Origin of the sequence: Wenyingzhuangia gilva, assembly GCF_030519655.1 — a bacterium.
Classification (GTDB): Bacteria; Bacteroidota; Bacteroidia; order Flavobacteriales; family Flavobacteriaceae; genus Wenyingzhuangia; species Wenyingzhuangia gilva.
In genome coordinates this window covers 144,304-160,849 of the sequence record NZ_JAUMIT010000002.1, presented here as the reverse complement: position 1 = coordinate 160,849, position 16,546 = coordinate 144,304, and the positions used below count along the sequence as shown (strand labels likewise).

At 31.4% G+C, this 16,546-nt stretch carries 15 protein-coding genes; 4 read left to right on the top strand and 11 right to left on the bottom strand.

The features are described 5' to 3' along the window. Window positions 1-16: 16 nt before the first annotated feature. The 3 genes from pheT to QVZ41_RS05720 all read right to left on the bottom strand — a co-directional run bounded on the left by pheT (window position 17) and on the right by QVZ41_RS05720 (window position 3,573). Window positions 17-2,443: a phenylalanine--tRNA ligase subunit beta gene (gene pheT, locus QVZ41_RS05730; protein ID WP_302883595.1), complete on the bottom strand. Its 2,427-nt coding sequence runs from the start codon at window positions 2,441-2,443 to the stop codon at window positions 17-19. Window positions 2,444-2,752: 309 nt separating this feature from the next. Next, window positions 2,753-2,959 carry a helix-turn-helix domain-containing protein gene (locus QVZ41_RS05725; protein ID WP_302883594.1) on the bottom strand — a complete coding sequence of 69 codons (207 nt, stop codon included), beginning with the start codon at window positions 2,957-2,959 and terminating at the stop codon, window positions 2,753-2,755. 2 nt (window positions 2,960-2,961) lie between these two features. Next, on the bottom strand, window positions 2,962-3,573 hold the full coding sequence (locus QVZ41_RS05720; protein WP_302883593.1) for a DUF2975 domain-containing protein: 612 nt from the start codon (window positions 3,571-3,573) through the stop codon (window positions 2,962-2,964). Between the two features lie 225 nt (window positions 3,574-3,798). Here QVZ41_RS05720 and QVZ41_RS05715 point away from each other — a divergent pair, with 225 nt between their 5' ends. Together QVZ41_RS05715 and QVZ41_RS05710 are read left to right on the top strand one after the other, a co-directional pair. After that, window positions 3,799-4,842, top strand: coding sequence for a WD40/YVTN/BNR-like repeat-containing protein (locus QVZ41_RS05715; RefSeq protein ID WP_302883592.1), 1,044 nt, complete (start codon window positions 3,799-3,801; stop codon window positions 4,840-4,842). 38 nt (window positions 4,843-4,880) lie between these two features. Beyond that, window positions 4,881-6,935 (top strand): M13 family metallopeptidase, encoded by a 2,055-nt coding sequence (locus QVZ41_RS05710; protein ID WP_302883591.1) that lies wholly within the window; start codon window positions 4,881-4,883, stop codon window positions 6,933-6,935. An 83-nt stretch (window positions 6,936-7,018) separates the two neighbouring features. On the opposite strand, the gene folP is transcribed toward QVZ41_RS05710, so the two are convergent. Further along, window positions 7,019-7,810, bottom strand: coding sequence for a dihydropteroate synthase (gene folP / locus QVZ41_RS05705; protein WP_302883853.1), 792 nt, complete (start codon window positions 7,808-7,810; stop codon window positions 7,019-7,021). Between the two features lie 154 nt (window positions 7,811-7,964). Between folP and QVZ41_RS05700 the strand changes: the two genes are divergently transcribed. Together QVZ41_RS05700 and QVZ41_RS05695 are read left to right on the top strand one after the other, a co-directional pair. Continuing rightward, window positions 7,965-8,501, top strand: coding sequence for a DUF1599 domain-containing protein (locus QVZ41_RS05700; protein WP_302883590.1), 537 nt, complete (start codon window positions 7,965-7,967; stop codon window positions 8,499-8,501). Between the two features lie 4 nt (window positions 8,502-8,505). Next, window positions 8,506-9,468, top strand: a complete 963-nt coding sequence (locus QVZ41_RS05695) for a BT_3928 family protein (RefSeq protein WP_302883589.1) — start codon at window positions 8,506-8,508, stop codon at window positions 9,466-9,468. Window positions 9,469-9,582: 114 nt separating this feature from the next. Here the strand turns inward: QVZ41_RS05695 and QVZ41_RS05690 are convergent, their stop codons facing one another. From QVZ41_RS05690 to QVZ41_RS05660, 7 genes are all read right to left on the bottom strand, one after another. After that, the gene (locus QVZ41_RS05690) at window positions 9,583-9,891 is read right to left on the bottom strand and encodes a hypothetical protein (RefSeq protein ID WP_302883588.1); all 309 of its coding nucleotides are present in this window, start codon (window positions 9,889-9,891) and stop codon (window positions 9,583-9,585) included. Window positions 9,892-9,970: 79 nt separating this feature from the next. Further along, entirely contained in the window at window positions 9,971-10,747 is a 777-nt protein-coding gene (locus tag QVZ41_RS05685; protein WP_302883587.1) for a rhamnogalacturonan acetylesterase, read from the bottom strand. Then, window positions 10,734-11,645: a pectinesterase family protein gene (locus tag QVZ41_RS05680; RefSeq protein ID WP_302883852.1), complete on the bottom strand. Its 912-nt coding sequence runs from the start codon at window positions 11,643-11,645 to the stop codon at window positions 10,734-10,736. Before QVZ41_RS05680 ends, QVZ41_RS05685 begins: the two co-directional genes overlap by 14 nt. 5 nt (window positions 11,646-11,650) lie before the next feature. Next, the gene (gene pelA / locus QVZ41_RS05675; protein ID WP_302883586.1) at window positions 11,651-12,754 is read right to left on the bottom strand and encodes a pectate lyase; all 1,104 of its coding nucleotides are present in this window, start codon (window positions 12,752-12,754) and stop codon (window positions 11,651-11,653) included. Between the two features lie 35 nt (window positions 12,755-12,789). Beyond that, window positions 12,790-14,250: a right-handed parallel beta-helix repeat-containing protein gene (locus tag QVZ41_RS05670; RefSeq protein WP_302883585.1), complete on the bottom strand. Its 1,461-nt coding sequence runs from the start codon at window positions 14,248-14,250 to the stop codon at window positions 12,790-12,792. 41 nt (window positions 14,251-14,291) lie between these two features. Beyond that, window positions 14,292-15,524, bottom strand: coding sequence for a glycoside hydrolase family 88/105 protein (locus tag QVZ41_RS05665; protein WP_302883584.1), 1,233 nt, complete (start codon window positions 15,522-15,524; stop codon window positions 14,292-14,294). 21 nt (window positions 15,525-15,545) lie between these two features. After that, window positions 15,546-16,541 (bottom strand): DUF4861 family protein, encoded by a 996-nt coding sequence (locus QVZ41_RS05660; protein WP_302883583.1) that lies wholly within the window; start codon window positions 16,539-16,541, stop codon window positions 15,546-15,548. Between the last annotated feature and the right edge of the window lie 5 nt (window positions 16,542-16,546).

Below are 16,546 nucleotides of genomic sequence, written 5' to 3'. Positions count from 1 at the left end.
TTCAAAGGCTTTTAGATTATCTTAATGAAGCGTCAAACTGTTTTTCAAACGAGTTTTGAAGCTTGGTCATAATTTTTTCTATTTGTTTGTCTTCTAAAGTTTTGTTTTCGTCTTGTAATACAAAACTTAACGCATAAGATTTTTTACCTTCTGGTAATTTATCTCCTTCGTACACATCAAATAAATCTACTTCTTTTAACAATTGTTTTTCCGATTGAAAAGCAGCATTGTATAAATCTTTAAAAGCAACTTCTTTGTTTAATAACAAAGCCAAATCTCTTTTTACCAAAGGATATTTTGGTAATGCCGTTACTTTTAATTTATTGTTTTGTGATATTTTTAAAATAGTATCCCAATCAAAATCGGCATAAAAAACCTCTTGTTTGATTCCGAATTCTTTTAATATTTTAGGACTTACCATTCCCACATCTACCAATTTCATTTTTCCTAAAGCAAAAGTAATTCCTTCAGAAAACACATCGTTTTTGGTTGGCGTTACTTTAACGTTTTTATGTCCCAATCTTTCTAAAACACCATTAACAAGGGCTTTGATATAATAAAAATCTGTGATTTTTTTTGGAGCATTCCATGCTTCTTTATCTCTATTTCCTGAAACAAATAAAGTCAAGTGTTTTTTCTCTTCGTACTTATCATTGTATTTATGATAGGTTTTACCAAACTCGTAAAACTTAATATCGTTGTTTTTTCTATTGATGTTATAACTTACAGATTCTAAACCACTAAACAACAAAGACTGTCTCATTACTGCCAAATCACCACTCAAAGGATTTAACATTTCTACATTGTTCTCAGGGTTTAAATTCTCTGACAATTCAACATAAGAAGGCTTGGTTAAAGAGTTTGCCATGGTTTCATTAAAACCCTGAACTCTTAATTGCTCTGCAATGGTATTTTCAGTTTTTACACCATCGAACTTTGAAGGTTCAATAGAAGTATTTAGTTTGTGTGAAAACTCAATATTATTGTATCCGTATACGCGTAAAATTTCTTCTACAATATCCGCTTCTCTTTGTACATCTACTCGGTAAGCAGGCACTACCAATCCTAAACCACCTTCGGTCTCACTATTGATTTTAATTTCTAAAGAAGCTAAAATATTTTTAATAGTATCATTCGGTAATCTTTGACCTATGATTCTTGCTACATTTTCATAAGACATAAAAACTTCAAAATCTTCAATCTTATTTGGATATACGACATCCACATCAGAAACAGCTTTTCCTCCTGTAATTTCTTCTATTAACAAAGCAGCTCTAATCAACGCGTATTTTGTTCCATTGGGATCAATTCCTCTTTCAAAACGGAAAGAAGCATCGGTATTTAAACCGTGTCTTTTGGCTGTTTTACGAATAGACACTGGATTAAAATAAGCCGATTCTAAAAAGATAGCAGTTGTATTTTCTGTAACGCCAGATTCTGCACCTCCAAACACACCTGCAATACACAATGGATTTTCATCAGCATCACATATCATTAAATCTTCTTCACTTAAAGTTCTCTCAACACCATCTAGTGTGGTAAACTTAGTTCCTTCTTCTAACGTAGTTATCACTACTTTTCCCCCTGAAATCTTATTAGCATCAAAAGCGTGCAATGGCTGTCCTAATTCATGTAATACATAATTGGTAACATCTACTACATTATTAATAGGTTTTACTCCAATAGCTTTTAATCTGTTTTGCAACCATTCTGGAGAATCTCCAATTTTTACATCTTTAATAGCAACTCCTGCATATTTAGGAGCCAACTCAAAATTCTTTACATGTATGTCAAATTTTAAAGCTCTTTCATACACGTGAAAATCACTCACTGATGGCGTAACCAATTCTTTCTGAATCCCTTGTTGCATCAATCCGGCACGTAAGTCTCTTGCCACTCCTAAGTGACTCATGGCATCGGCTCTGTTAGGCGTTAATCCTATTTCAAAAACTTCATCTACCTCAATATTAAATACCTCAGCAACTGGAGTTCCAGGAACCAAATCTTCGGCTAAAACCATAATCCCATCATGACCTTTCCCTAAACCTAACTCGTCTTCGGCACAAATCATTCCATGGCTTTCTTCACCTCTAATTTTTCCTTTCTTAATTTTAAACCCTTCTCCTTTTTCATCATACAAGGTAGTTCCAACGGTCGCAACAGGCACTTTTTGACCCGCTGCTACATTAGGAGCACCACAAACAACTTGAATAGGAGATTCTCCTCCAACATTTACAGTAGTAACACTCAGTTTATCAGCATTAGGGTGTTTTTCACAAGTCAAAACCTCTCCAACAACAACTCCTTCCAAGCTTCCTTTGATAGATTCTACCTTTTCTATTCCTTCTACTTCTAAACCTAGATCAGTTAACAATTCACCCGTCTTTTCAGCTTCCCAGTCAATCTTAATAAATTGTTTTAACCAATTGTATGATATTTTCATCTGTTTAAAATTCTGTTTTAAGTGCGCAAATTTACAACTCTCAATTGAGAATTACGAATTAGGGTTTGTGATTTTTTTTCTTTGTACACTTTACAAAAAAAAATCTATTTTATTTTAAATATTTAGAGTGTTTCCCTTCACGAAAGCTCTGGATAATCATGTTTTCAGCACTCGCTTTTCCTGTCGTTATGAAAACTAATTTAACACCACAAGAAAAGAGATCACCCTTTCAATCGCTAACACATTCTCGATACAAATTTTATCCGCTACGCTTCTAAAATTCACTCGAATTGACAACGTTCTAACAAATTAATCTTTACCATACTCTAATATATCTGCTGGCTGGCAATCTAAAGCTTCACAAATTGCTTCCAAAGTAGAAAAACGAATGGCTTTGGCTTTGTTGGTTTTTAAAATGGATAAGTTTGCCAAGGTAATTCCTACTTTTTCTGCAAGTTCAGACAAAGAGATTTTTCTCTTTGCCATCATTACATCTAAGTTTACAATAATTGCCATCGTTATACAGTTAATTTGTTTTCTTCCTCTAAATTATTTCCTTCTTTAAAAACTTCAGCCATAATATATGCCAGTAAAGATAGAATTAAAAGATTTGGAGTAATGTTAACTCCATTAATTCCACCTCTTTGAAATGCATGATAATAAAAGGATGTTAATACACAAATAATTAACAAATACTTGCCTATTCTTCTAAATGACAATACATTATTTTCTTGAAATGTTTTTACCTCCTTAACAGATTCCATCACTTTTTGAAATTCACCGAAACATAAAAAACCAAGAAATAATACGACAGAGTATTTAATAAAACTAAAATATAGAGAAGTTTTCTTTAACTGGTCTAATGTAAACACGTCAGAATCTTTTTGCTCTCCTTCATATTTATAAGTTCTACGTGTATTTATATGTATCCCATTAGAAACCTTATATGAAGTTACAAAGGAATTATTCTTAAAATCCAACTTATTACTTAAACCTATTTTATTGTAATATGATGGGTTTATTTGCAAATGCACAAAGAATCCTGCAAAAATTAAAAATATCAAAACATATAATACGCGAATAAATTTACAAATAACGATAGCAATACTAAGGAGTGTGTTCTTTTTCATAACAATTTAGTTTTTTTAGTACCACAAACATACTAACAAAAAACCACAAAACAATAATTATTTATTGTTTTTCAATAAAAAATAATTCCTTATCAACAAATATAGAAAGATTCAGTTAACTATCACATAAAACATCAAAACAAACATATCGCAGCATATCAACAAAGTTTTTACACTATCTATAAAAAACACTATTAGTATATTTGGCTATAAATCAACCTCCCCATGAAATATATTTTATTTGTAACCATTTCTGTTTTGCTATTTTCCTGCGGTAATAAAAATCAAGAAAAAATTAGAAATTTTAATAAAGTAGAAGTAGAAAATATTTTACAAGATTCTTTATTAAGCATTAGAGCAATTGAAATATTAGACAACAAAAATGTAGCTTTTGCTGCCAATAATAGTGCTTATGGATTTTATAACCCCAAAACAAAAATATGGGATACAACTATTCAAAAATACAATTCCCTAAATCTACATTTTAGAGCCATCGCTCATACGAATAAAGATTTTTTTATGATTACCATTGAAAATCCTGCTTTGTTATTTAAGTCTACAGACACAGAAAACATGGAATTAGTGTACAAGGAAGAAAGCAAAGATGTTTTTTATGATGCTATGACTTTTTGGAATGACAACGAAGGGATTGCGGTTGGAGATAGTATGAACGGGTGTTTATCTATTATTATTACTAGGGATGGTGGACAAACCTGGAAAAAAATAGCTTGTGAAAATTTACCTGAATCAGAAACCAACGAAAATGCTTTTGCTGCCAGCAACACCAATATTAAAACCATCGGAAATAAAACATGGATTGCTACTTCAAATGGTAATGTATATTATTCCGAAAACAAAGGGGTTTCTTGGCAGGTTGTAAAAACCCCTATCATTCAAAATAAAGAAACAGAAGGCATTTATAGCATTGATTTTTATGATGAAAATAACGGATTTGCTATTGGTGGAGATTACACTAAACCAAAAGACAACAGTTTTAACAAAATAAAAACAACAGACGGAGGAAGAACTTGGAATTTGGTAGCTAAAAATGAAACACCCAATTTTAGAAGTTGCGTGCAATACATACCAAACAAAAAAGGAAAAGAATTGGTTGCTATTGGTTTTAACGGAATTGATTTTAGCAATGATGCTGGGGAATCTTGGAAACACATAAGTGATGAAAGTTTTTATACCATTCGTTTTTTAAATGATACCACTGCCTATGCTTCAGGAGCAGGAAGAATTTCAAAACTTACTTTTAAAGAATAAAAAAACCATCAATATATTTATCATAAAACAACCTATCTATGAAGTATAAAGTAAAACTACTAAGTCTTGTCACCGTTGCTCTAAGTATCTCCTGTAAACAAAAACAGACTTTAGAAAAACAATACGCTGATATTAATTTAATTTATGTTGATTCTACCATAAGTCCCAACCAAAATTTTTTCCGATTTGTAAATGGAAAATGGCTAGACAGTGTTACTATTCCCGATGACAAAACAGTTTGGGGAGGATTTAACGAATTAGGAGAACAGACCGATAAAAATGTATTGTCAGTCATAAAAAAAGCCATTGATTTAGATACTTTAAACCCTACTTCTGATGAAGCAAAAGCCATTAATCTATATAAAACAATTATAGATACAGATGCTAGAAACAAGTTAGGCATTAAACCCATTTCAGAAAATATTAAAAGAACTTATGAAATTAAAGATTTAAAAAGTTTACAAAACTATATTTCCGAATCACAAGTAAAAGGTTCTTCTAATTTTTTTTCTATTTATGTGGATGCTGATGCAAAAGACAGTAACAAAAACGTGCTATATATTAGTCCTGGACAATTAGGATTGCCAGATAGAGACTATTATATTTCTGAAGAAAAAGATTCTAAAAACAAAAAAGTCAAATACGAATCTCATATTGCTAAAATGCTTCAATTTTTAGATATTGAAAATAATGAAGCACAAATAATGGCTGCAAATGTCGTAGCACTTGAAACTGAAATGGCTGCTGCAAGATTAGACAAAGTAGCGCGTAGAGATCCTAAAAAAACATATAATCCTATGAGTGTTACAGATCTTCAAAAATTGTCTCCATCAATCAATTGGAGCGAACATTTTAAAAAAGTTGGTATTCAAAAATTAGATTCAGTTGTTGTTTCAGACGTTCAGTACTTAAAAGATTTAACTACCCTTTTAAATAAGAACCAAATTGATAGCTGGAAAGCTTATTCACAATGGCTTATCTTAAGAAATGCTGCTTCAAAATTATCTGAAAAAATAGAGAAAGAAAACTGGAATTTTTATAGCAAAACACTTAACGGAGCTGTAAAACAAGAACCTAAAGAAAAAACAGCTGTAAGAGTAATTAACAATTCTATAGGAGAAGCATTAGGTAAACTTTATGTTAAAGAATATTTCCCTCCAGCAGCGAAAAAGATTACTGAAGAGATGATTCAAACATTAATTGAAGCATATAAGATTAGAATTGATGCTTTGACTTGGATGGATGATACTACGAAAGAGAAAGCAAAAGAAAAGTTAGAAAAAGTAACTATTAAAATAGGATATCCTAATAAATGGAAGGACTATAGCCAAGTGGAAGTAAAATCACCAGAGCAAGAAGGAGATTTTTACACCAACATTCAAAATATTACCGAGTGGAATTTTAAAGAAGATCTATTAAAATTAAACAAGCCTGTTGATAAAAGTACTTGGTATATGGCTCCACAAGTAGTTAACGCCTACTATAACCCACCATATAACGAAATTGTATTTCCTGCTGCTATATTACAAAAACCTTTCTTTGATTTTAATGCAGATCCCGCTATTAACTATGGAGGAATAGGTGCCGTAATTGGTCACGAAATTTCTCACGGATTTGATGATAGCGGTGCTGATTTTGATGCTGATGGAAACTTGATTAATTGGTGGACAGACAAAGATTTAGAGCAATTTAATGCTTTAGGAGATCAATTAGCAGAACAATTTAGTGCTATTGAAGTTTTACCCGAAACTTTTATCAACGGTAAATTTACTTTGGGAGAAAACATTGGTGACTTAGGAGGCGTAAATGCAGCTTTTGATGCTCTACAAATTCACTTACAAAAACACGGAGCACTAGGTAAAATTGATGGATACACTCAAAATCAGCGTTTTTTCATGAGTTGGTCAAATGTTTGGAGAACTAAAATGAGAAATGATGCATTAAAAACAAGAGTAAAAACCGATCCACATTCACCTGGAATGTATAGAGCTACTCAACCTTTATTAAATATTGATGCATTTTACAATGCTTTTAATATTACTGAGAAAGATAGTATGTATTTACCTATAGATAAGAGAGTTAAAATTTGGTGATAATTAACAACTTACTACAACAAAAAAATCGAGGATGTTTATATAAACATTCTCGATTTTTTTTATAAATATTTTATATTTACCTACTTATCTAATTCAGAACCAGCATTCATCAACCCAAAAATCTTCACAGCTTCTACTGCTTCCTTTACATCGTGAACCCTTAAAATTTGTGTTCCTTTTTGTAATGCAATTGTATTTACAATTGTGGTCGCATTCAACGCTTCTTGTGATGTAATATCCAAAGGTTTATACAACATAGATTTTCTTGAAACTCCTGTTAAAACAGGCAATTCCATTTGCTGAAAATAATCTAGATTCTTTAGCAATTCATAATTATGTGCTACTGATTTTCCAAAACCAAAACCTACATCTAAAATAACATCATGTACATGTAAAGTATTTAATTTTTCTACTTTCTTAGACAGTTCATAAAAAACTTCGGTCACTATATTTTCATACTTTGGAGCTTCTTGCATGTTTTGTGGATTCCCTTGCATGTGCATCACAATATAAGGCACTTGTAAATTAGCAACTACATCAAACATTTTATCATCCAAATCTCCTCCAGCAATATCATTAATCAATGCCGCTCCAGCTTCAATACATTTTTTGGCTACTTGACTGCGAAACGTATCAATAGAAATTAAAATATCTGGAAAATGAGCAACCAACAATTCAACCACAGGAATAATTCTACTCAATTCTTCTTCTTCGGAAATATGTTTGGCTCCTGGTCTAGAAGAATACGCTCCAACATCCACAAAAGTAGCCCCATCTTTTAACATGTTGCCTACCTGTAATAAAATGGCTTTTTCATCTTTGTATTTCCCTCCATCAAAAAAAGAATCAGGAGTGATATTTAAAATCCCCATGACTTTTGGAGTAGATAAATCGATAAGATGTCCTTTACAATTAATGCTAGTTTTGATTTTCAAAATACTTTTATGTTTATATAATCGTTAAGATTCGTAATTGTTTATTAAATTCGTTTTCGATATCGAAAATACTGAAAAAAAAATACCCACAATGTCTAACACAGCCAAAGAATACGATAAAATAATAGTAACCTGCCAAAGTTTATTCACTAAAAAAATGAGTGATTACGGTAGTGCATGGCGAATTTTAAGATTACCGAGCTTAACAGATCAAATTTTTATCAAAGCGCAACGCATTAGACAACTACAAGAAAACGAAATTCGCAAGGTTGATGAAGGAGAGATTTCTGAGTTTATTGGAATTATTAACTATTGTGTGATGGCTTTAATTCAGATAGAAAAAGGAATTGCAGATCAGCCAGATGTAAACACCAAAGAAGCGGTTGAATTATACGAAAAGCACATCAAAATTACCAAAGAATTAATGATGAATAAAAATCATGATTATGGTGAAGCATGGAGAGATATGCGTGTGAGTTCTTTAACAGATTTAATTTTACAAAAATTGTTACGTGTAAAACAAATAGAAAACAACAAAGGAAAAACTTTGGTTTCAGAAGGAATTGATGCCAACTACCAAGACATGATTAATTATGCCGTTTTTGCTTTAATTCACCTAACTTTATAACATTATGAAATTCATCACCCAGCTTTTTAGACTTTTTACAGGAGCCTTGTTTATTTTTTCAGGCTTTGTAAAATTGGTAGATCCATTAGGTTCTGCCTATAAATTTGAAGAATATTTTGGGTCTGATGTTTTAAACTTAGAATTTTTAATTCCATTTGCATTGCCTTTTGCCATTTTACTAATTATTGTAGAGCTGGTACTAGGAGTTGCTTTATTACTTGGTTACAAAACTAGAATCACACTGTGGAGTTTATTAGGAATTACCACCTTATTTCTATTCCTAACTTGGTATTCTGCTTTTTATGATAAAGTCACCGATTGTGGTTGTTTTGGAGATGCTGTAAAACTAACACCTTGGGAAACCTTTTATAAAAATGTAGTATTTATCACTTTAATTCTTTGGATGTTATTTACTCAAAAACATATCAAACCTTTGTTTGGTAAAAACATCAATCAGTGGTTGGTATTTTTGTCTGTTTTTTCATCGTTGTATGTGGTTTATCACGTACTAACTTATTTACCGCTTATTGATTTTAGACCTTATGCTGTTGGAAAAAACATCAAAGAAGGAATGAAATATAACGAAGATGGAGATATTCCTCCTGTACATGATTTTTATTTAGAATCAGATACCGATGAGTTATCTGAAACCATTTTAAACGCTCCAAAAGCTCTTTTGATAATTGCTAATAAATTAGAACAAACTGATAAAGAATCATGGTCAAGTATTATTGAGTTGGCCAATAAAGCCAAAGAAAAAGGATATTTGGTTTATGGAATCTCAAGCAGTAGTTCAGTTTTGGTAAAAAAAACGATAAAAGACCATAAACTACCCTTCGAAATATTATTCTGCGATGCTACTACTTTAAAAACGATGGTAAGAGCCAACCCTGGAATTTTGGTTATAGAAAACGCTACCGTTACCGCTAAAGAAAACTGGAAAAAGATTGATAAAATTCAATTATAATTAAACTTTTAAATAGTTTTAAATATCATTTTAAAAACTAATAAGCACAAAAAACAAAAGGCTTTCATGAATTTATGAAAGCCTTTTCTTCTTTATGTATATACAATCAATATTTTAGATTGCTATTTTTACCAATGCTATTATATCATCTTTAAAAATCCTTACAATATAAACGCCTGAAGCCAAATCTCTATTTTTAACCTCTTGCCCAACAACATTATATATAGCCAACAAACTAGCTCCTTCTACCTTTACCCCTCCATTCACTACACTAACTTTAGCTCCTGGAATTTTAGCATTGTTACTTTTTGGATTTTCTTGAACATTCTCCACTTTATTTTCGTCAATATTGTATTGACTACTTTGTGCATTTATATATGTAGTGATAAACAAAACAGCTATCAATAAAGTAATTTTTTTCATAAACATTATTATTTAATTCATGATTTTCAATACAACTTTCGAACCAAAAAAAATAAGTTAATACAATGTTTTAAAAAAATTATTCCTTAATATACTTTGCCAAAGGCAAGTTTTTACTTTTAATATCTTGTACAAATAATTTACTAACCTCTGTAGCTCCTAATTTTGACAAATGTGTGTCATCTGATTTTCCATTTGGATAATAATCTACTTCTCCAGGCTCAAAATGTAAATGTAATTTTTCAGAATCTTCTACTCCATAAGACTCTTCTAAAACTTCTGTTAAATATTGCAAATCTACCAAAGGAACATTATACTCTTGTGCTACCAAACGCACAACTAAAGGATAATTTCCGTGAGTATCGATTAACGTTCCATATTCATTAAAGTTTCTTCTTACAATAGAAGTTAATAGAATAGGATGTGCCCCTTTTTTTCTAGTTTCTTCTACAAACTTTATCAAATTGTGTCTATATCCTGTATAGGGATTTGTATAACGATCTGGAGATTTAAATTTTTGATCGTTGTGTCCAAATTCAATCACCACATAATCTCCTTCTTTTAATTTAGTATAAACTTTCTCCCATCTTTTTTCACCAATAAAACTACGAGAACTTCTTCCGTTCACGGCATGATTTTCAATTGTTACATTGTCATTAAAAAACGTAGGCAATACTTGCATCCAACCATGTTCAGGGTTGGTTTCAGGGTTCTTTTTATCAGCCATGGTAGAATCTCCAATTCCATAGATTGTAATGTGTGAAGTTTCTTTATTTTCTGATTTGGTTTCCTCTGATTTTTTACACGATTGTAAAACAATGAAACATGCTATTAAACAAATTTTATAAATTTTCATACCATTTATGATTTATTGATTTTTTATGCTCTCCTAAAATATTTTCTATACTATATTTTTTAGCTGCTGATTTTTTTAATTGATGAGACCAACTTACTCTTTTTCCAGGTTGTGCCCCTTCGCCTGTATTTTTATACTCCCCATAAAAAGTAGTCTGTTCGGCTTCTTTTTTAGACCAATTATGCCAACCTTCTGGTAAAATATGTTTTCCCAATTCACAATTGATAAAAACAGTTTTAGCGTATACTCTCCAAGGTCTCCCCAAATACATTTTTGTAACCTCTTTGGCCGCTGTTAACTTACAGTTCTTAAATACAAAACCATAATTAGAATCTTGTGTTGTAGAAGCAGCAGTTGCATAAGAATTGCTTTTACTATAAATTTCACAATTTTCAAAAAGAGCTGTGGCTTCTCCAAAAATATAATCAGTAGTTCCTTCTATATAACAATCTTTATAATATTGTTTTCCTTCTCCTGAAGCGTATAAAGTATCCTGATTTCCTAATAATTTACAATTCACTATAGCGACTCTGTCAGACACCACAGATAGCGCAATGGCTTGCCCTACATTTCCTGATGAATTTTCTACCGTTATATTTTTCATCACAAAATCATTAGCCTCTACCAACATCGTCCATGTAAAAAAAGTACTATTTCTACCTAAATCTATCTTTCCAAAGAAATCATTGTGAGTAATAATAGTTTTGTCTTTATCCTCCCCTATTAAAGTGATTTTTGTATTCCATTCGTGTACTTTTATCTTTTCGTGATACACACCGTTTTTAACAGAAATCACAACTCTTTGATATGGAAAAGATTTTGAATGATTAATGGCTTCTTGAATACTCGTATAATCACCACTACCATCTTTAGCAACAACTACATTGTACTCATCAATTGGTTTTAGTCTTTTTTTTTTACGTTGTACTTATCACTCCATCTATCGTATTTTTTCATCACCTCTTTTGGCTCATTTACATACCAAGCATATCCGTTTCTACGTTCTTCTCCAATTTCTGAAATATCATATTTTTTAATTCCATCTCTATCACAAAAGAAAGGTTTATTGTCGTCCAATTCCATAAAACGAGCCCAAATAGGTTTTGCATCAGGATCTTTAACCATTGTTTTTTTACTAACCTTTCCTTTGTCATTATATTCTCTATCTTCTCTTAAACCAGTAATCATTACTTTTTTAAACCAAGCATGAGCTGCATTTACAGCAATGATTACTTCTTCTGATGGATTTTCAATGGACATTAATAACAATACTATTTTAGCAGATTCCGCACCACTTAACGATGGTAATTCATAAGCTCTAGCCTTGGCAGGTTCAAAAGTATTTTCATCGTGTTGTGCACACCATGCTGTTAATACACCGTTTTGCTTGTATTGTGTTTTAATAATACAATCCACTCCTTTGTCAAAAGCAACTTTGATTTTTTCTATAGTCTTTGAATCTGGTTTGATAGCATATACTCCAGAATCATCTCTAAGTTCTTTTAACAACTCCATGATATTAACCATTGAATTATCATTATAAGTGATATGCGTATAATATCCTTTTTTTAGAGGATAAAACTGAGGCCATCCTCCATTATCGTACTGTGCTTCTAACACATAATCTACTCCTTTTAAAAAAGCTTTTTTATAAGTTTCATTTTTAGTTTGTCTGTACATTTTAGACAAAAAAACCATTTCCTGGATGGTAGCTCCATTATCTGTTGTTGCTCCTTTTCCTGTAGATTTTAAAGCTTGTAATTCTTGCTTTTCCTCTGTCGAAAGAGGCTTTTGCATTTGAATATTTTTAGGCCATCCTCCAATTTCTCTTTGATAAAGCAGTACATTTTCTGCAACTGCTTTGGCTTCATCTGAGGCAAACCATTCGCCATCATCCATTCTTGTTATCTTTTGCCAAGACTTATTCAAAACTTGTGCAGACATCAATGAAGACACAAAGAATAAGATAGAAAATGTAATGATTGATAATTGTTTAAAATACTTCATATTTTATATTTTATTGTGTAATTAAGAGTTGTATTCTACAACTCAAAAGCACCTAAATCTGGTGCTGTTCCATTAAAAGGCAAAGCAACATCAACTCCCGCATCTATTAAATCACTTCCAGCATTTAAGTGAAAAAATGTAACATCAGGTAAGCTACCATCTACCTTTCTCTCGTTTAATAATTGAAGATAATCTATACTTACAAAATCTTCTTGAGTAGTTGTAATTCCATTTTGCCAACTATTATTAGTAATATCGGTTGTAGTTGCATTAGTACTTCCATAAGAACCTAAATAATTACAGTTTTTTATAATTAATTTCTCTAATGGATTACTGCTACCGCTAAAGTTATAATTTCTTCCATTGTCATAAGCAGAACAGTTATAAATAGTAACAGTTCCTCTATTGCTGTTATGATCAAAACCATCAGCAGTATTTCCTACTGCAATACAATTAGTATACTTTGCATTGTGCTTTAATTTTTTATCATCACTTCCTCCGGTTTTAAAACCATTTCCATCACCAATACCAACAACTCCTTGTTTGTTATATCCATTTTTTATAGCCCAACAATTTTCATAGGTTGTTAAAATATTATCAACTCCTCTTAAATAACCATCCCAACCGTCATCTAAATTTTGCCAAGCTCTACAACCAATAAATTTTTTTCCGGTTCCAGCAGTTAATTTACACGCAAATCCATCTGCATTTTCGTTGGTAGAATCTGCATTATAAAATGAATCACAATTTAAAATAGTATTATTTGCTCCTCCATTATCTATTTGTAAACCTGTATCAGAACACTCAGAAAAAGAACAAAATTCAATCAGATTATTACTCCCTCTTACCTGTAATCCATTATCACCTGCTTTGAAAATATCGATTCCTTTAACGTACCAATAATCTGCATTTAATACAATTCCTTGGTTAGATGAATTTTCTGACATTGAAGAAAAATCTAACTTTACTCTTCCCGTTCCTTCTTTTGCTAATAATTCTATTTTATTATTCTCAGTTCCAGATACACTTAAAGTAATTTTAGAATTCATAACATATGTTCCTCCTTTTACTAAAATCGTTTCTCCTGCTTTTACTGACGATAATGCACTTTTTAACTGTGTAACATTTTCTATTAAATTTTCTTCTGGAGTAAAACTAGATATTACTATCTCTTTGGTTCCTTTTACAGTTCCTTTATCTAATGCAGTTGCTGTTACTGTAATCGTTCCATTTTTTTTTGCTGTGATTAAACCTCCCGAGGAAATTTCTGCTATGGAAGTATCTGAGATACTCCATGAAATAGACTTATTTGTAGCATTTTCAGGAATTACAACCGCATTCATTTGGCTAGTTGTACCTTCAGTAATATCAGCACCTGTAATATTAACAGTTGTTACCAATACCTCAACTTCCTTAATATCTTCTCCAACACTGTCTTTTGAACACGCCAAAAAAAACAAGGAAAGTAATAAATAATTTAGTCTAAAAAATTTCATCTGTACTTATATTTTATGAATTTAGTCAACTGGACTATATACTATTTATTTAACTCTAAAGCAGCTAAAATAAAAGGCCCTGTTGCTTTTGGATCGTTGTCTTTTTTACGTTCGTTTACGTAATATTCAAAAGATCCATCTCTGTAAGGATTTCCTCCTAAACCAGCTACCGCACAAGCTTGTGTAATTACCACTTCTCCATCATCAGTAACTTTTACCAAATCTCTGGTCATTCCATCAAACGCTTTTAACGCCACTTCTTTATATTTTTCTGGTAAATATCCTTTGTTCACTCCTTTTGCCAGAGAATAAGCAAACATTGCCGTTCCAGAAGCTTCTAAATAATTTCCTTCTTTATCCCCCATATCGGTAACTTGATACCACAATCCTGATGCATCTTGTTGTTTTACCAAAGCTTCTGCTAGTTGATTTAAATATCCAACCAATTCTTTTTGTTTAGGATGATCTTTTGGAAAATAATCTAAAACATCAACCAAAGCCATTGCATACCAACCTAAAGAACGAGACCAAAAATTAGGAGAAGTTCCTGTTTTTTTATCTGCCCAGTCCATTTTTTTACTGGCATCCCAACCGTGGTATAACAATCCAGTATTTTCATCACGAGCGTGCTCTTGAATTAATTGAAATTGCTTAGCTACATCGTTTAAATTTTCTCCATTTTCAAATTTGGTGGTGTAATGTGCATAAAAAGGTTCTCCCATATACAAACCATCTAACCACATTTGATTTGGATATATTTTTTTATGCCAAAATCCTCCTTGTGGCGTTCTTGGTTGTTCTGCTAATTGTTTTCTAATTAACTGAAGTACTTTTAAATACTTCTCTTCTTTGGTTCTATCATATAATTTAAATAAAATATTTCCTGCTACAACCATGTCAATATTATACTTTTCAAACTTATAAGTTGGAACTGTACCATCTTCTTCAATGGTAGCATCTGCGTAACCTTTTACATAATCGTAATATTTTTCATCTTTTGTTTTTTCGTATAATTTTTCAATAGACGTTAATACCAATCCGTGAACATAATCCCATTTTGGAGTATCTCTATCATCTATTTGAAAAGATTCAGGATGACGTTTCATTAAAGTTAAAGCCAATCTTTCTGACCATTTTAAACTAGCCGGAATAGCCATTTCTTTAACGACTTCTGTTTTTTCTTCTTTTTTCTTTTCTGATTTACAACTGCTAACTGTTCCTAAAACAATTAATAATCCTGCAGATGCTTTTGCGATGGTTTTTAATTTAGTCATGCTTGTTTATAGTTGTATTTTTTAATTTAAAACGTTGTTGTTATTTAAAATCTCTAATTGATTGTCTAAATACTTTAAAAATTCTTCTTGAGTTTTAATTCCATCTTTTTCTTGCTCCCAAGCTCCTAAGAAATAAAATGTAACAGGATTTTTTGTTGGTTTAAACTTTACCAAATAATCATATGCTCCTTCTTTAACCTCTGCTGTAGCCTTTTCATAAAAAATTGCCATTCCTAAATTATCTGGAACTAAAGTTTGCACTCCATAAGTAGCAATATATCCCCATTTGTTGTTTTCACTATCTTTTTCAAAATATTCTACACCGTGATTTACAATTCCAGTACAAATTCCTTCAAATTCTTTTGATGTTTGAATGGTGTGTTTTGTATATCTTTTATCAGGATAGATTTCCAACTCTGATGTTAAATCTACTTTTTCACCAGCTGTCTTCCAACCGTAATAATTCACCAAAACAGATGAACTTTTAGTAGTGTTTTTTACAGAAGCAAAGGTTGAATCAACTTCTTTAAAGTGAAACATTTTATGATCTATTTCTCTTCCTATAGATCCAATACCTAATCCTTTTCCTACTTTTAAAATATCTGAACCCCATGATTGTTTTTCATGGTATGAATCAAAACCATCTTGACCAACTTTTGACAACACCAAACTATCTGTTGTTTTCCCGAAAATATCAATGGCATTTCTCCAATCTAAATACAATCTGTACCCAACTTTATTACTTTCCCAACCTGGACCTTCGTATCTAATATACCAAGAGTGATCTGTATGTTCTTCTGGTACTTTTAATGACGTTACATTTTTAAATGATGTCCCTCCATCATATTCTTTATGTCCTCTTGATCCATCTATCCATTTTCCACCTTCTGCAATGGAAATTTCGGCATATGTTTTATTATGAGTTTCTTTTGTAACCTCGGATATTTTTTTCGATTTACAAGCAATCATTGCTGATGCTAAAATTGCAAAACTAAGAGCTACTTTTATTCTTTTCATTTTTA

Bases quoted from the DNA above. Each gene is read 5' to 3' on its own strand.
- pheT (WP_302883595.1), bottom strand. From the start codon at position 2,443: ATGAAAATATCATACAATTGGTTAAAACAATTTATTAAGATTGACTGG.
- QVZ41_RS05725 (WP_302883594.1), bottom strand. From the start codon at position 2,959: ATGGCAATTATTGTAAACTTAGATGTAATGATGGCAAAGAGAAAAATC.
- QVZ41_RS05720 (WP_302883593.1), bottom strand. From the start codon at position 3,573: ATGAAAAAGAACACACTCCTTAGTATTGCTATCGTTATTTGTAAATTT.
- QVZ41_RS05715 (WP_302883592.1), top strand. From the start codon at position 3,799: ATGAAATATATTTTATTTGTAACCATTTCTGTTTTGCTATTTTCCTGC.
- QVZ41_RS05710 (WP_302883591.1), top strand. From the start codon at position 4,881: ATGAAGTATAAAGTAAAACTACTAAGTCTTGTCACCGTTGCTCTAAGT.
- folP (WP_302883853.1), bottom strand. From the start codon at position 7,810: ATGGGGATTTTAAATATCACTCCTGATTCTTTTTTTGATGGAGGGAAA.
- QVZ41_RS05700 (WP_302883590.1), top strand. From the start codon at position 7,965: ATGTCTAACACAGCCAAAGAATACGATAAAATAATAGTAACCTGCCAA.
- QVZ41_RS05695 (WP_302883589.1), top strand. From the start codon at position 8,506: ATGAAATTCATCACCCAGCTTTTTAGACTTTTTACAGGAGCCTTGTTT.
- QVZ41_RS05690 (WP_302883588.1), bottom strand. From the start codon at position 9,891: ATGAAAAAAATTACTTTATTGATAGCTGTTTTGTTTATCACTACATAT.
- QVZ41_RS05685 (WP_302883587.1), bottom strand. From the start codon at position 10,747: ATGAAAATTTATAAAATTTGTTTAATAGCATGTTTCATTGTTTTACAA.
- pelA (WP_302883586.1), bottom strand. From the start codon at position 12,754: ATGAAGTATTTTAAACAATTATCAATCATTACATTTTCTATCTTATTC.
- QVZ41_RS05670 (WP_302883585.1), bottom strand. From the start codon at position 14,250: ATGAAATTTTTTAGACTAAATTATTTATTACTTTCCTTGTTTTTTTTG.
- QVZ41_RS05665 (WP_302883584.1), bottom strand. From the start codon at position 15,524: ATGACTAAATTAAAAACCATCGCAAAAGCATCTGCAGGATTATTAATT.
- QVZ41_RS05660 (WP_302883583.1), bottom strand. From the start codon at position 16,541: ATGAAAAGAATAAAAGTAGCTCTTAGTTTTGCAATTTTAGCATCAGCA.